Below are 14733 nucleotides of genomic sequence, written 5' to 3'. Positions count from 1 at the left end.
CTCCAGTTAACCAAGGCATCGGGCATTGTGCCCATCAGCAGTGAATCGATCGTGAGCAGCAGGTCGCGACGGGGAAATCCTTAAAATGTTCACGCCAGAAGTGCAGACACGATCGATGCCGAACGGGAGCGCCGCCATGACCCACATCGTAAAGCCTGTCAGCTACTCGCAGACCTGGACCTTCTTCGACGGCGAATGGCGCGAGGGCAATGCGCCGATCATGGGCGTCCGGACCCACGCGACATGGCTCGCGTCGACCGTGTTCGACGGGGCGCGCGCATTCGAAGGCGTGACGCCAGATCTCGATCGCCACTGCGCGCGCGTGAATCAGTCCGCGATCAATTTCCGGCTCAAGCCGGTGGTGGACGTCGAGACCTGGATGGGGTTGGCGCGGGAGGGGATCGCGCGGTTCGGAGCGAGAGCCGAGCTCTACATCCGCCCGATGTACTGGGCGCGGCATGGCGCCGGCGGCGGTGTCCTGTTCGATCCCGAGACCACCAATTGGTGCCTTTGCATCTATGAAGCGCCGATGCCGCAGCCGACGGGCAACGCCATCACGCTGTCGCCGTTCCGGCGGCCGACCGCCGAGTGCGCGCCGGTCGATGCCAAGGCGTCCTGCCTCTATCCGAACAATTCGCGCGCGCTGATCGAGGCGGCCTCGCGCGGCTTCAACAATTGCCTGATGCTCGATCTGCTCGGCAACGTCGCCGAGTTCGGCAATGCCAACGTGTTCATGGTCAAGGACGGCGTGGTGTTCACGCCGGTGCCGAACGGCACGTTTCTCAACGGGATCACCCGCCAGCGCGTGGCCGAGCTGCTGCGAGCCGACGGCGTCAGCGTGGTCGAGACCACGCTGCGCTATGCAGACTTCCTGGCCGCCGACGAGATCTTCTCGTCGGGCAATTTCGCCAAGGTCGCACCGGTCATTCGCATCGATGACCGGGCCCTGCCGATCGGTCCGGTGTTCAGCCGTGCGCGCCGGCTGTATTGGGACTATGCGCATGAGGTCAGGGCAGCCGCCTGAGCTAGGGGCCGTACAGCGGCAGCTCGGTGTCGCTGAGATCGCCAAGGCGAGGCGGCTGCGGTCCCTTGATGTACTTCCGGCCGCGCCGCTCGGTGTAGATGCCGACGAGACCGTCAATCGGCCCGTTAGCGTCGATGATGACAGAAACGGCGGCGCGACGCAGCAGCAGGCGGCCGACGGTACCGGCGCAGGAAACGTAGTCGGAGATGCTGCGGCAGTAGATCAGCTGCATCGCAGGCAATGCGAAGCGTCCCTGCCGGATGCGGACCTTCTGCAGCACCAGCGGAACGGGGCCCGCCGTCGATCGCACCACCACGCTGAGGCAGCCATAGCGCGCGTGGCGCATCAGCAATTCGGCCTCATCCGACGGAACGCCATCCACGGTGCGGGCGTCTGCCCTGACCTTCTCAACCGGCGAGCTGAGGCCAGCCAGCGACAGCGCGGGCATCGAAAAGAACAGGCCGCTGCAATAGGCGCGAAATCCTTGCGCCTCAATGATCGGCCAGGTCTGCCTTGCGGCGCTGATATTGACGTAAGTGACCTCCGGCCGACGCTGCGCGATTCTCGTCAGCATCGTCGCGTAGTTGCGAAAGGCAGGTTCGACATACCAGCTCGACAGATTGCACCAGATCTGCGGCTCCGCAGGCGTGCCGCGATCGCTGTAGATGACGAGCAGGACGCCGACCGCATTGCCGTCTTGCTCGAGCAGATAGCCGTAGCGTGGATAGCCGTCGGGCGTCGGGCGCGCGGCTTGCCACTGCAGGCCGCTCGACCAATAGCCGCGGGGCCGCCGGGGGAAGCCGCGTGTCAAGAGATCGGTGATCGCGTCCAGATCGGAGTCTCCGATCTCGCGGCATCGGATCGGCGGCTTGGGCGCGCCCATGAGATGTTCTGCCGATCCCTCGACGGCGGCTTCGTGGCGTCAGCCGACGGTGCTTGCCTGGCGCTCGAACTGCAGCGCTTCCCGTACGCGCGACGGCCAGCGCGTCGGATCGATGCCGTGGGTGTGGAATAGCGCGACCGCGAGGCGATCCATGCCGAAGGCCACGCAACCGGTGTGCGCCGGTGCACCATCGGCGTCGATGATGCCCCAGGTGGTGCCGAAATGCTCGCGGTGATAGTTGAAGCTCATGCAGGCGGTCGGCTGCTCTTCCGAGCGCAGAGGCACTAGCAGCTCGAATTTCAACGCCTGCTGCTTCTGGCTGACCGCCTTCATCTGGCCGACGCGGCCGAAGAACGGGTCGCTGGCGTGATCGACCCGGAACGACAGGCCGAGATCGCGGGCAATCGCCTGCGCCTTCACCATCCAGCGGTCACGGAATGCCGAGACGTCGTCGGGCGTGCCGATGCAGACATATTCACGCATCCGGAACGACTGCAGGCGGTCGAGATAACGCGACGGCTCGCGGCGGAAGCAATCGGCCGCGACGTCGAAGCGCAGGCCGCCGACCGGCAGGGCGCCGCGGCTCGCCGCGATCGGATAGACCGGATAGCAGGCCGCGGGGGACAGCACGAGGTCGGCCGGCGACAGCGAGGTGGTCCAGTCGCCGCCCTTGTCGAAACGTGCCACGGCCTCGTGGATGTCCCGCTCGGTGCCGTGCAAGCCGCAGACGCAGCCCAGCAGGTTGGGAAAGCTCTTGAGATAGCCCGACTTCTCGAGCTGGGCGCGACTCATGACCGGTGGGAAGCGCATGACCTCCGTGCCGGGCTCGCGATGTCGCGTGATGAGCGTCGTGAGCCGCTCCACCACGCCTTCATACAGCGCGGTCCGCGCGTAGACGCCATCTGCCCCCATGCGATGGAACAGGGCGCCGGTCAAATGATCCAGTGCATCGGCCGGCTGGGGCGCAATCTCGGGCGACTGCGGGAGAACGGGAATCGTCATTCTGCAAATCCTGAGTGGAGGCAATGGCTGCGATCGGCGTGATCATTCATGGAGCGAGGTCGGTACCGTGCTCATCAAGTTGGCCGTGGCAATGTTTGTGAGAATACGGTCGTTGTTGATCATGATCGGCGCCGACAGAACGTCTCGGAGGTGGCGGCCGATCGAGAACTCGCCGTCGTTGCGATAACCCGAGAGGCCGCAGGCGCGCATGGCGTGCATCACGGTCTCGACGGCAAGTTCCGAGGCCTGCACCTTCAACAGCGTGATCGAGGATTGGAAGTCGAGCGAGCTCAGCGCCCGCTCGTCATATTCGTGGGCGACGAAGGCATCCATGTTGGTGACGATCATTGCGCGCAGCCGGGCCAGCGCCATCTTCGCCGCGGTGTAATGCGCAGCTGCCGGCGGCATCTGTCCGCCGGCGCCGCGTGCGGCCTTGCGCAGGAAGCGCTGGGCGCGCTCCACGGCAGCCGCAGCGATGCCGGCCCAGGCCGACGACCAGCACAGATGTGCGAACGGCGTCATCGTCTGGCCGTGGATGCGATCATAGGATTCGGTGAACATGCGGTCGGAGGGACAGCTCACCTCGAGCGCGAATCCGGTCGAGCAGGTGCCGCGCATGCCCAGCGTTTCCCAGCCGAGCGTGCGCGCGATCGTGTAGTCGTCCCTCGTCAGCGCCAGCAGCACCTGATCGGACGCGGCAGCGCCATCGGCCCGGCGGGCGATCGTGACGAGGCCATCGGCTTCAGCGCCATAGGAAATGACCGTGGCATCGCGGTTGAGCGTGATTCGCTCGCCCTCGTGGCCGACTGCCGCGGCGCTCGCGCGGATATTGCCGCCGTTCTGGCCTTCGGTGGTGGAGGAGGCCATCAGCAGCTGCTCGGCGGCGATCCGGCGCATCAGCGATTCCATATAGGGATTGCCGCGGCCGTGACGAACCAGGCAGGCGACCTTGGTCTGGTGCATGGCGAAGATCATGGCGCTGGAGGCGCAGGCGCGGCCGAGCGCATAGCAGACGTCGGCAATGTCGTGGATCGAGGCGCCGAAGCCACCGAACTCGACGGGTATCTGCATCCCGAGCAGCTTGTGCTCGCGTGCCGCATCGATCGCGGCCTTCGGGAAGCGGCCGTCACGGTCGACCTCTTCGGCTTCCGCCGCGGCCTGCGTCGCAACAGCGGCGGTCCGCTGGACGAATAAGGAGCTGCGATCGAGCAGGAGGCTGTCGCCGTCGTCGGGGATCGGGTTGCGAAGCGCGGTTCCCTGGAGAGTCATGGTCGATCGATACTCCGGATCTTGTCTCTTTGAGAGAGCGGCACGCCCATCCGCAGTAGCAGGCCGATGCGCTGCGCCTTCTTTGGGCTGCAACGCAGGGTATGGATTTGATTCAAATGCGTCGACGAAATTCAGGGTAAACGCCGCGCAATCGACGGGTGGGGGTTAATTTCCGGTTGGTTCGATCCGAGAATTTTGGACCAAGCCGTTAGCGTTAAGACGAGTTCAGACTGGAATGGGGATGCGGCGTAACTCTTTCGACGCCGAATTGCGTTATCTCCCCTGCGCGTGCGTCGATCAGATCCGACGCGCCGGAACAAGTCGCGAGTGAAGAGGACCCCATGCCGAGTTTCGATGTCGATGTCAGTCGCAGGATCGTGGCGCTCGTGCGTGATATCCTCGCGCAGAATTCTACGGCCGCCGACGTGGCGGCGGATGCCAAGCTCGTCGATGTCGGGCTGACCTCGATGGACATGGTCAACCTGATGCTGGCGATCGAAGCGGAGTTCGATTTCACCATTCCGCAGGAGCTGATCACGCCGGAGAACTTCCAGTCGGTCGCAACATTGGAGCGGCTGGTGAGCGGTCAGTTGGCGGCAGCGAAGGCCGCCTGACCCAGTTGCCACGCCCCGCGGATCACCGCGTCGCTGTTTTCAATTCGCCGCAAAGCTGGCATTCTCGTCTCCGCTGGAGATGGGGACGTCATGACGAAGGCTGTGCTTGGCATTATCGGCGGCTCGGGCATCTATGATCTGCCGGGATTGGAAGATGCGCGCGAAGAGGTGATCGCGAGTCCCTGGGGTGAGCCGTCGGCGCCGTTGCGCCGGGGGACCATTGTGGGGTTGCCGATCGTGTTCCTTCCGCGCCATGACAAGGGACACCGACTGTCCCCGTCCGACATCAATTACCGCGCCAATATCGACGTGCTGAAGCGTGCTGGCGTCACCGACCTGGTGTCGCTGTCGGCCTGCGGCTCGTTCAAGGAAGAGCTCCCGCCGGGCACCTTCGTGCTGGTCGATCAGTTCGTCGATCGCACCTACAAGCGAGAGAGCTCGTTCTTCGGCAGGGGGTGTGTCGCCCACGTCTCGATGGCGCATCCGGTTTCACCGCGGTTGCGGATTCATCTCGCGGCAGCGGCCGAGGCCGAGGGCATCGCGATCGCGCGCGGCGGCACCTATGTCTGCATGGAGGGGCCGCAATTCTCGACCTATGCCGAAAGCATGACCTACAAGGCGTCAGGCTATTCGGTCATCGGCATGACCAACATGCCGGAGGCGAAGCTCGCCCGCGAGGCCGAGATCTGCTACGCGACGGTCGCGATGGTGACCGACTTCGACTGCTGGCATCCGGATCACGACGCCGTCACCGTGCAGGATATCATTCGCGTGCTCACCACCAACGCCGACAAGGCGAAATCGCTGGTGGCGCGGCTCGCCCGGGAGTTTCCGCGCGAGCATGAACCGTGCCCGATCGGCTCCGACCGAGCGCTCGACACCGCCTTGATCACTGCGCCGGAGGCGCGCGATCCCGAGCTTCTGAAGAAGCTCGATGCGGTCGCAGGCCGTATCTTGCGTGGTTGAGGGGGATCGAACATGAAGGTGGACGGCAGGCATTATCGCAGCATCTGGCTCGACTCCGACGGCTGGTCGGTCTGCGCGATCGATCAACGCCGATTGCCGCACGAGTTCGTGGTGGCGAAGATCACGACATGCGAGGAGGCGGCGGACGCGATCCGCGGCATGCTGGTCCGCGGTGCGCCGCTGATCGGCGCTACCGCCGCGTTCGGCATGGCGCTGGCGATGCGCGACGACCGCTCCGATCCTGGCATCGACCGCGCCTACGAGATGCTGATCGCGACGCGGCCGACCGCGATCAACCTGAAATGGGCGCTCGACACGATGAGCACGATGCTGCGCCGGCTGGCGCCGTCGGAGCGTCGCGATGCGGCCTATTCCCGCGCCGTCGACATTGCCGGCGAGGACGTCACGATCAACCAGGGCATCGCCGCGCACGGCTTCGCGCTGATCGAGGCGGCCGCGGCGCGCAAGAAGCCGGGCGAAGTCGTGAACGTCCTGACCCACTGCAATGCCGGCTGGCTTGCGACCGTCGATTGGGGCACGGCGACCGCGCCGATCTATCTCGCGCACGATCGCGGCATTCCGATCCATGTCTGGGTCGACGAGACCCGGCCGCGCAATCAGGGCGCCTCGCTGACCGCCTGGGAGCTCGGGCATCACGGCGTGGCGCATACCGTCATCCCGGACAACACCGGCGGCCATCTCATGCAGCATGGGATGGTCGATCTCGCCATCGTCGGCACCGACCGCGTCGCCGCCAATGGCGACGTCTGCAACAAGATCGGCACCTATCTCAAGGCACTGGCCGCGCACGACAATGGCGTGCCGTTTTATGTCGCGCTGCCGTCGCCGACGATCGACTTCGCCGTTGCCGAGGGACGGCAGATCCCGATCGAGCAGCGCAGCGCCCAGGAAGTGACAGAGATGACCGGCCGCACCGCCGACGGTCGCATCGAGACCGTGCGCATCGTTCCGCCGGGCTCGCCGGTTGCGAACTACGGCTTCGACGTCACCCCGGCACGGCTGGTGACGGGGCTGATCACGGAGCGCGGCGTGCTGCAGGCTGACGGCGCGGCGCTGGCGGCCGCATTTCCCGAGCGGGCGAACCAAACGAACTATTAATATCCTCGTCATTGCGAGCGCAGCGACGTGTCCGCCGAATCCCAAAGGGCGAAGGCGGAAGCAATCCAGAATCCCGCGAAGCCTCCGGCTCGCTTCAGCGCAAGAGCGCCGCGCAATGACGATCAGCGCAGGCGCAGTCCCGTCGCGGCTTCCAGCTCCGTAATCGCCTGCGATGCGCTGACAACCTTGATCGTCGTCATGCCCATCTCGCGCGCCGGCTTCAGGTTGACGCCGAGATCGTCGAGGTAGACGCAGTCCGCGGGGCTGACGCCGAGCGTCTCGGTCATCATCCGGTAGATCCGCGGATCGGGCTTGCGCAGCCCGATCTTGGCCGATTCGATCACGTGATCGAACAGCACCATCACCTCCGCGACGTACAACGAGCGGCCGCCCTGGCTGCCGATTGCGTTCGCCGGCAGATTGTTGGTGATGCAGCCGGTCTTGCACTCCGCCTTGATGCGGCGGAGCGCCTCGACCATGCCGGGCCGGAGATCGCCGGCGAGCAGCGGCAGCACCTCGCGCCCGCTGACCGCTGCGCCGCCGAGCGCCAGCGACTCCTCCGCAAACAGCCGGTCGAAAGTGTCGAGGTCGATCTCGGCGCGCTCGAATTTCGCCCAGGCGTTCTCGAGATGGTTGGCAGCATTAGTGTTGCGGATGATGTCGGCAGGATAGCCGCGCTCCTTCTCGAACCGCGCGAAGGCTTCGAACGGCGATGTCGTCATCACGCCACCGAAATCAAAGATCACCGCCTCGACCATGTCAGTCCCGTCCTCCCTCGATCCCCGGATGATCGCTAGCACGGGACGCCGCACTTGGCGATATCGGCCGCAGCCGCTATTGCTGCCGCGATGAAGCCGTCTCACGCAATCATTGCAGCCGCCGTCCTGCTGGCGCCATCGCCAATCCTTGCCATCGTCGGCAACGCGCCGGCGCTGAATGACGGCATCGGCCGCTCCGTGGTCACGATCGTCGGCTCGCGCGGCAATTTTTGCAGCGGCGCACTGATTGCCCCGAAGCTCGTGCTGACCGCCGGACATTGCGTGCAGCCGGGGCTCGATTACCGCATCGTGGAATACGATCGTGACCGCAAGCCGGTTCTCAAGACGGTCCGACGGGTGGCGGTGCATCCGAGCTTCAGCGTGCAGGCCATCGTGGCGCATCGGGCCACCGCCGATGTCGCGCTGCTGGAATTGGAGGTGCCCGTGAAAGAGCGCGTGCCAGCGGCGCTTGGCGTGCCGCAGCCGCCGCTTGCCGCCGGGAACGCGTTCACGGTCGCAGGGATCGGTGTCGCTGTCCCAGGCGACGGAAAGAGCGGCGGCATGGTGCGCGGGGCGGCGTTGGTTGCGACGGGCAAACCGGGCACGCTGCAGATCCGGCTCGTCGATCCGGCGACGCAAGGCGTGCGGCCCGGATTGGGCGGCTGCACCGGCGACTCCGGCGGGCCTGCTTTCGAGACGCAGCCGCAAGGTCAGGTGCTGATCGGCGTCATCTCATGGTCGACCGGACCGAATCTCGGCGACGGCTGCGGCGGCATGACCGGCGTCACGCCGCTCACGCTGTATCGCGACTGGGTCGCACAGACCGCGCGGCAATGGGGCATGCCGCTCAGCGGAAATTGAGATCGTTCAGGGCTGGGTTGCGGCTCGCGGTCGCGGGTTGACCATCGTCGTGATCGGGTTCAGCCTGTCGCGCGAGGAAACTACATCAAGACCAAAGCCCAGGGACTCCCATGAACGTCATCGCGCCCATCCGGGAGGCCGCGTCCTCTCACGCGACCGAACATTTCGACGTGCTGATCGTCGGCGCCGGCATCTCCGGTGTCGGCAGCGCCTATCAGTTGACCAAGCAGATGCCCGACAAGCGCTTCGTGATCCTGGAGAGCCAGGACAGCTTTGGCGGCACCTGGCGGACGCACCGCTATCCCGGCATCCGCTCCGACAGCGACCTGCATACGTTCGGCTACAGCTTCAAGCCATGGGTCGGGCCGCCGATCGCGACCGCGGAAGAGATCCTCAACTACATGGGCGACGTGATCGAGGAGAACGACCTCGGCCGCCACATTCGCTATGGCCACCTCATCCTGTCCGCGAGTTGGTCGAGCGCGACCAGTCTCTGGACGGTTCAAGCGGTGAAGGGCAGGGATCACGAGCCCGTCACCTTTACAACGAATTTTCTCTGGATGTGCCAGGGCTACTACCGACACTCAAAGGGCTACACGCCGGAGTGGCCGGACATGGCGAAGTTCAAGGGCCGCATCGTCCATCCGCAGCTGTGGCCCGAGGATCTCGATCTCACGGGCAAGCAGGTCGTGGTGATCGGCTCCGGTGCGACGGCCGCGACCATCCTGCCCTCGATCGCCGGCCAATGCGCGCATGTGACGATGCTGCAGCGGTCGCCGACCTACTTCCGCGTTGGCCGTAATGCGATCGAGCTGGCCGAGGAGCTGCGGAGACTGCAAGTGAAGGAGGAATGGATCCATGAGATCGTCAGGCGCAAGATCCTGTTCGAACAGGATTGGTTCACCAAGCGCTGCCTGACCGAGCCCGACCAGGTGAAGAAGGAGCTGATCGGCCAGATCAGCGCCATCCTCGGACCCGACTACACCGCCAAGCACTTCACGCCGAGCTACCGTCCGTGGCGGCAGCGCATCGCCTTCGTGCCGGATGCCGACCTGTTCGAGGGCATCAAGAGCGGCAAGGCCTCGGTCGTGACCGACGAGATCGAGCGGTTCACGGAAGACGGCATCAAGCTGAAGTCCGGCGACGAGCTCAAGGCCGACATCATCATCACCGCGACCGGCTTCGATCTCTGCGTGCTCGGCGACATCGCGTTTACGATCGACGGCAAGCCGCTCGACTTCGCTGACACCGTGACCTATCGCGGCATGATGTTCACCGGCGTGCCGAACCTGGCCTGGGTGTTCGGTTATTTCCGCGCCAGTTGGACGTTGCGCACGGACCTCGTCGCGGATTTCGTGTGCCGCCTGCTCGCGCACATGAAAGAAAAAGGTGTGAGCAAGGTCGTGCCGGCGCTGCGCCCGGAGGATCACAACATGCCGCTGCTGCCATGGATCGACCCGGAGAACTTCAACCCCGGCTACATGATGCGCAACATGCATCTGCTGCCCAAGCGCGGCGACAAGCCGGAGTGGCAGCACAGCCAGGACTATTGGAGCGAGAAGGACCAGATCCCGGCAATCGATCTGGATGATCCGGCGTTCGTGTACGGGTGAGGCGATGACTTTCTGAGTCTCGCTGGAGCCTCAAATACGGTGTCGTCCCCGCGAACGCGGGGACCCATGACCACCGGCGGGTACTGGTCGGCGAAAGGGTCAACGCGTAGCCTGCCTCAAGACACATCACGCGGTATGGGTCCCGGGTCGGCGCCCGTCGACGCTCCGCGTCGCCGAGCTTGCCCGGGACGACAGTCTTGTAGGGACGCGCGATTCGGCTCGCCTCAATTCTCCCGCCGCGCCACACCGGTCGCGACAGCCGCGGCGGCGGTACGGTTCTCGACGCCGAGCTTGGCGTAGATCTGCTCGAGGTGCTTGTCGACGGTGCGCGGGCTCAGTCCCAGGATTTGCGCGATGTCGCGGTTGGTCTTGCCCTTGGACAGCCATGACAGCACCTCGCCCTCGCGCGTGGTGAGACCGAACGCGCTGGAGAACTGCTTGGGCAGCTCGCCGGAGGACTCCTTGGCGAGCCGCAGCAGGAACTCGTTCGGCCCGGCTCCACCCATGTAGTAGAGGCGCAATTCGGGATGATCGGGAATCGAAGCGGCGGCCTTGGCGCTGCCTTTGCCGTTCTGCGCCTGATCCAGCCAGAGCCGCAGCGCTTCCGGCAGCACGAGCTCCTCCGCCGTGCCAAAACTGTCCGACAACAGCTTCTGAGCTTGCGGCGTTGCCCACATCAGCCGGCCGTCGCGGTTGACGGCGAGGAGGAAGCGGCCGGAGACGTCGAGCGCGGCGCGCGCGCTCTGCGTCATCCGGGCGTTGGCGAGATGCACGCGGATGCGCGCCAGCATCTCCGAGACGGCGATCGGCTTCGTGACGTAGTCGACTCCGCCGGCCTCCAGTCCCTGCACGATGTGCTCGGTGTCGGCGAGCCCGGTCATGAAGATCACGGGGACGTTGGAGAGGCCTGTCTCGCGCTTGAGCTTGCGGCAGGTCTCGAAGCCGTCCATGCCGGGCATGACCGCATCGAGCAGGATGATGTCCGGCGTGATCTGGTCGATAATGCGCATGGCCGCGGCGCCATCGAGCGCAACCATGACGGTCATGCCGGCCCCATCCAGCGCGTCCGTCAGCAGCCGAAGCGTCTCCGGCGAGTCGTCGACGACCAGAGCGACGTCGCGCTTCTTGCTGTCAATGCTCATAGGCGTGCAAGGTCTTCAGAGTTGCCATGTACTGATCGAGATCGAAGCGGTCGATGAGTGTGCGCATCTGGGCGACGAAGTCGGCATGCTCGGGATGCGCGTTGCGGATCTCGTCGAGCTTGAGCTGAATGGCCCTGATGTAACCGATCTGGCCGAGGCTCATCAGCTCTTCGACATATTTGAGCGGCGGCCGGGATCCTGTGTCCGGCCGCCAGCGTGGCGGGGCCACGGGCGTGTCGGTCTGGTAGCTCCATTCGAGCTTCAGCAACTGACGTATTGCCTCCAGCAGCCTTGGGATGTCGATCGGCTTCATCAGGTAGCTGTCGTGAAAGGGTTGCGCCAACGGCCGCCCATGAGCTTCGAGCGCGCTCGCAGATGTCATCAGGATCCGGGCCTGGTGATGACCGCTGTTGCGCAAGGTCTCGGCCACTGTCCAGCCGTCCATGCCGGGCATCGAGATGTCCAGAATGAACAGATCCGGCTGGCAGTGTTGTGCGAGCGCGAGGCAGGCGGGACCGTCGGGCGCGCTCAGCAGGATGAAGCCGAGCGGCGTCAGTACTTCGCGCAGGAGGTCGCGATGCACAGGATCATCGTCAGTGATGAGGATCGTCCTGCGCGGCCCGAGATAGCCGGCCACCGGTGCCTTCACCGGCGCATGCCGCGTCGGGTTTGTCACCTCGGACAGCAGGATCTTGACCTTGAAGGTGCTGCCGGCGCCGACGCTGCTCTCGACCTTGATGTCGCCGCCCATGACACCGGCGAGCAGACGGCTGATCGTCAGGCCCAGTCCCGTGCCGGTCTGCGGCTGCGCGGCCCCGAGCGCGCCACGCTCGAACGGCGCGAAGATTCGCTCCAGATCGTCAGGCTGGATGCCGGGACCCGTGTCGACCACCTCGAACTCGGCCACCGGGCTCCGATAGTGCACGACGAACTGGACGCTGCCTTCCCCGGTGAATTTGATGGCATTCGACAGCAGGTTGATCAGGATCTGGCGCAGCCGCTTCTCGTCGGCATAGACGACCAGCGGCAGGACCGCCGGCCGCTTGAATACGAAGTCGACGCCCTTCGCCGCGGCCTGCAATCGGAACATGCCCACGAGCTGATCCAGGAATTCGCTGAGACGGACCTCGTCGCGCGACAGATACAGCCGCCCGGCTTCGATCTTGGAGATATCGAGAATTCCGTCGATCAGGCCGGACAGATGATCGGCGCTGCGGCGGACGACGCGAACCTGGTCCCGCGGCTTCGGTGCGAGGCTCGTGTCCTGCTCGAGCAGTTGCGCATAGCCGGAGATCGCGTTCAGCGGCGAGCGCAGCTCATGGCTGAGGCCGACCACATAGCGGCTCTTGGCGAGATTGGCTGATTCCGCAACTTCCTTGGCGCGCTGCAACTCTGCATCGGTGCGCTTGTGCGCCTCGATCTCCTGAATCAACAGCTGGGTCTGCCGCCGCGTCTCGTCTTCGGCCGCACGGCGGCTCTGCTGGGCCAGCACGAACAGCCACGTCACGACACCGATGATGATGGAGAGGGCGAAGAACACCTTCCACAGCACATCGGAGATGATGCCCTTGAAGCCCGGCAGCGCCGCCGACGTCTCCAGATAGATCATGCCGAGCGTCAGCGCGACGAGCCCGGCCGACGTCAGAAATACACCGACATAATGACCGAGCTGCGAGTTGAACTTGGCCAGCAACGACTCCGGCAGCATGCCGCTGAGCGCCGCTGCGACCTGAGCCTGGGCCCGCGCGTGCGGCTTGCACAGATCGTGGCAGCGCGCATCGAGCGAGCAGCACAGCGAGCAGATCGGACCGGCATAGGCCGGGCAGGAGGCGGTATCCTCCGGTTCGAAGTGATGCTCACAGATGCAGCATTGGATCTGCTCGATGTTCTGCCAGCTCCGCTTTGGCTTGCGTGCCAGATAGTATTTGCCGTCGGTCAGATAGGCGATCGCAGGCGCGGTGACGAGCGCGACGGCGAGCGCGACGAAGGTCGACAGCGCCTTTCCGGTCGGCCCGAACAGGCCATAGAAGGCGCTGATCGAGACGATCGTCGCGATCGTCATCGCGCCGACCCCGACCGGGTTGATGTCGTAGAGATGGGCGCGCTTGAACTCCATCTGCGGCGGGCGCAGGCCCAGCGGCTTGTTGATCACGAGGTCGGCCACCAGCGCGCCCACCCAGGAGATCGCGATGTTGGAGTACAGCGCCAGCGTCTGCTCCAGCGCCTTGTAGACGCCGATCTCCATCAGCAGCAGCGCGACGACGACGTTGAACACGAGCCAAACCACGCGGCCGGGGTGGCTGTGCGTCAGGCGCGAGAAGAAGTTCGACCAGGCGATCGAGCCGGCATAGGCGTTGGTGACGTTGATCTTGATCTGGGAGACGATCACGAAGGTGCCGGTCAACGCAAGCGCCAAATCCGGCCGGGCCAACACGTAGCGGAACGCCTCCAGATACATGTGCGCCGGTTCGGCGGCGTGGTCGGCGGAGACTCCGTGGCTCAGCGCGAAGAAGGCGAGGAACGAGCCTGCCAGCAGCTTCAGTGCCCCGAGCACGATCCAGCCGGGGCCAGCCGACAACAACGCGATCCACCACGACCGTTTGGACGTGCGGCGGTCACGCGGCAGGAAGCGCAGGAAGTCGACCTGCTCGCCGATTTGGGCGACCAGCGAGAACACGACCGCCGCGGCGGTCCCGAACAGCGCCAGATCGAGATGGCCCATGGGATCGCCGTGCTCGCCGGGAAACTGCTGCCATTCGACGAAGGAGTGCGGGCTGGCATAGGCGATCGCGGCAAAGGGGAGGATGTGCAGCACGACCCATAGCGGCTGTGTCCACAGCTGGAAGCGACTGATCAGGGTGATGCCGTAGGTGACGAGCGGGATGATGACGACGGCGCTGATGAGATAGCCGATCGGCCGGGGAATGCCGAAGCACATCTCCAGCGCCGAAGCCAGGATGACCGCCTCGATGGCGAAGAAGATGAAGGTGAACGACGCGTAGATCAGCGAGGTGATGGTCGAGCCGATATAGCCGAAGCCGGCGCCGCGGGTCAGCAGGTCGATGTCGATGCCGCATTTGGCCGCATGGTAGGCAATCGGCAGGCCGCAGCAGAAGATGATCACACTGGCGACCAGGATCGCGGCGGTCGCGTTGGTGACGCCATAGTTCAAGGTGATGGTGCCGCCGATCGCCTCAAGTGCGAGGAACGAGATCGCGCCCAACGCCGTGTTGGCGACGCGGGCGGCGGACCAGCGCCGCGCGCTCTTGGCCGTAAAACGGAGCGCATAGTCCTCCAACGTCTGGTTGGCGACCCATTGGTTGTATTGGCGCCTGACGCGGTCGATCCGCTGCCGCCCTGCCACTCTCGAACTCCTCACGCGAAGCGGATCGCCCGCACGCTTTGTCCTGCCGCTCGCAAGACCTACGCAGAGCCTACGTCGCGCTTTTGCGGTGCAGTATACGCAATCTTGCGTATCCGTG

General features: G+C 65.0%; 12 protein-coding genes. 6 read left to right on the top strand and 6 right to left on the bottom strand.

Translation table 11 applies throughout. The features are described from left to right. Positions 1 to 136: 136 nt before the first annotated feature. Positions 137 to 1024 (top strand): branched-chain amino acid aminotransferase, encoded by an 888-nt coding sequence (locus QX132_RS18955; RefSeq protein WP_316162362.1) that lies wholly within the window; start codon positions 137 to 139, stop codon positions 1022 to 1024. 1 nt (position 1025) lies between these two features. On the opposite strand, the gene QX132_RS18950 is transcribed toward QX132_RS18955, so the two are convergent. The 3 genes from QX132_RS18950 to QX132_RS18940 are packed head-to-tail and all read right to left on the bottom strand — an operon-like array spanning position 1026 to position 4178. Continuing rightward, positions 1026 to 1907, bottom strand: a complete 882-nt coding sequence (locus tag QX132_RS18950) for an acyl-CoA acyltransferase (RefSeq protein ID WP_316162360.1) — start codon at positions 1905 to 1907, stop codon at positions 1026 to 1028. Between the two features lie 39 nt (positions 1908 to 1946). Beyond that, on the bottom strand, positions 1947 to 2909 hold the full coding sequence (locus QX132_RS18945) for an amino acid--[acyl-carrier-protein] ligase (RefSeq protein WP_315740614.1): 963 nt from the start codon (positions 2907 to 2909) through the stop codon (positions 1947 to 1949). A gap of 42 nt (positions 2910 to 2951) precedes the next feature. Next, a complete protein-coding gene (locus QX132_RS18940; protein WP_315811990.1) occupies positions 2952 to 4178 on the bottom strand; it encodes an acyl-CoA dehydrogenase family protein in 1227 nt (408 codons plus the stop codon). Between the two features lie 341 nt (positions 4179 to 4519). Between QX132_RS18940 and QX132_RS18935 the strand changes: the two genes are divergently transcribed. The 3 genes from QX132_RS18935 (at position 4520) to mtnA (ending at position 6877) form a co-directional block, all read left to right on the top strand. Next, positions 4520 to 4792, top strand: a complete 273-nt coding sequence (locus QX132_RS18935) for a phosphopantetheine-binding protein (protein ID WP_315740612.1) — start codon at positions 4520 to 4522, stop codon at positions 4790 to 4792. Positions 4793 to 4882: 90 nt separating this feature from the next. Beyond that, complete coding sequence (locus tag QX132_RS18930) at positions 4883 to 5758, top strand: S-methyl-5'-thioadenosine phosphorylase (protein ID WP_316162358.1); 876 nt, start codon at positions 4883 to 4885, stop codon at positions 5756 to 5758. A gap of 12 nt (positions 5759 to 5770) precedes the next feature. Next, positions 5771 to 6877, top strand: a complete 1107-nt coding sequence (gene mtnA / locus QX132_RS18925) for an S-methyl-5-thioribose-1-phosphate isomerase (RefSeq protein WP_315740610.1) — start codon at positions 5771 to 5773, stop codon at positions 6875 to 6877. 122 nt (positions 6878 to 6999) lie between these two features. Here mtnA and QX132_RS18920 read toward each other — a convergent pair whose 3' ends face one another. Next, positions 7000 to 7635 (bottom strand): HAD-IA family hydrolase, encoded by a 636-nt coding sequence (locus QX132_RS18920; protein WP_316162356.1) that lies wholly within the window; start codon positions 7633 to 7635, stop codon positions 7000 to 7002. A 90-nt stretch (positions 7636 to 7725) separates the two neighbouring features. On the opposite strand from QX132_RS18920, the gene QX132_RS18915 reads away from it, so the two are divergent. Together QX132_RS18915 and QX132_RS18910 are read left to right on the top strand one after the other, a co-directional pair. Beyond that, complete coding sequence (locus tag QX132_RS18915; RefSeq protein ID WP_316227616.1) at positions 7726 to 8496, top strand: S1 family peptidase; 771 nt, start codon at positions 7726 to 7728, stop codon at positions 8494 to 8496. Between the two features lie 110 nt (positions 8497 to 8606). After that, positions 8607 to 10109, top strand: a complete 1503-nt coding sequence (locus QX132_RS18910) for an NAD(P)/FAD-dependent oxidoreductase (protein WP_316162354.1) — start codon at positions 8607 to 8609, stop codon at positions 10107 to 10109. A gap of 224 nt (positions 10110 to 10333) precedes the next feature. Here the strand turns inward: QX132_RS18910 and QX132_RS18905 are convergent, their stop codons facing one another. Both QX132_RS18905 and QX132_RS18900 read right to left on the bottom strand, forming a co-directional pair. Continuing rightward, entirely contained in the window at positions 10334 to 11251 is a 918-nt protein-coding gene (locus tag QX132_RS18905) for a response regulator transcription factor (RefSeq protein ID WP_316162352.1), read from the bottom strand. Then, complete coding sequence (locus QX132_RS18900; protein ID WP_316162351.1) at positions 11241 to 14615, bottom strand: ATP-binding protein; 3375 nt, start codon at positions 14613 to 14615, stop codon at positions 11241 to 11243. Before QX132_RS18900 ends, QX132_RS18905 begins: the two co-directional genes overlap by 11 nt. Positions 14616 to 14733 lie beyond the last annotated feature (118 nt).

Origin of the sequence: Bradyrhizobium sp. SZCCHNRI20481, from assembly GCF_032485055.1 — a bacterium.
Taxonomy (GTDB): Bacteria; Pseudomonadota; Alphaproteobacteria; order Rhizobiales; family Xanthobacteraceae; genus Bradyrhizobium.
This window is presented reverse-complemented; position numbering and strand designations above follow the sequence as displayed.

What these genes read in the sequence shown, in the direction of transcription:
- QX132_RS18940 (WP_315811990.1), bottom strand. Translation starts at nt 4,178, where the DNA reads ATGACTCTCCAGGGAACCGCGCTTCGCAACCCGATCCCCGACGACGGC.
- QX132_RS18905 (WP_316162352.1), bottom strand. Translation starts at nt 11,251, where the DNA reads ATGAGCATTGACAGCAAGAAGCGCGACGTCGCTCTGGTCGTCGACGAC.
- QX132_RS18945 (WP_315740614.1), bottom strand. Translation starts at nt 2,909, where the DNA reads ATGACGATTCCCGTTCTCCCGCAGTCGCCCGAGATTGCGCCCCAGCCG.
- QX132_RS18910 (WP_316162354.1), top strand. Translation starts at nt 8,607, where the DNA reads ATGAACGTCATCGCGCCCATCCGGGAGGCCGCGTCCTCTCACGCGACC.
- QX132_RS18955 (WP_316162362.1), top strand. Translation starts at nt 137, where the DNA reads ATGACCCACATCGTAAAGCCTGTCAGCTACTCGCAGACCTGGACCTTC.
- mtnA (WP_315740610.1), top strand. Translation starts at nt 5,771, where the DNA reads ATGAAGGTGGACGGCAGGCATTATCGCAGCATCTGGCTCGACTCCGAC.
- QX132_RS18920 (WP_316162356.1), bottom strand. Translation starts at nt 7,635, where the DNA reads ATGGTCGAGGCGGTGATCTTTGATTTCGGTGGCGTGATGACGACATCG.
- QX132_RS18915 (WP_316227616.1), top strand. Translation starts at nt 7,726, where the DNA reads ATGAAGCCGTCTCACGCAATCATTGCAGCCGCCGTCCTGCTGGCGCCA.
- QX132_RS18930 (WP_316162358.1), top strand. Translation starts at nt 4,883, where the DNA reads ATGACGAAGGCTGTGCTTGGCATTATCGGCGGCTCGGGCATCTATGAT.
- QX132_RS18950 (WP_316162360.1), bottom strand. Translation starts at nt 1,907, where the DNA reads ATGGGCGCGCCCAAGCCGCCGATCCGATGCCGCGAGATCGGAGACTCC.
- QX132_RS18935 (WP_315740612.1), top strand. Translation starts at nt 4,520, where the DNA reads ATGCCGAGTTTCGATGTCGATGTCAGTCGCAGGATCGTGGCGCTCGTG.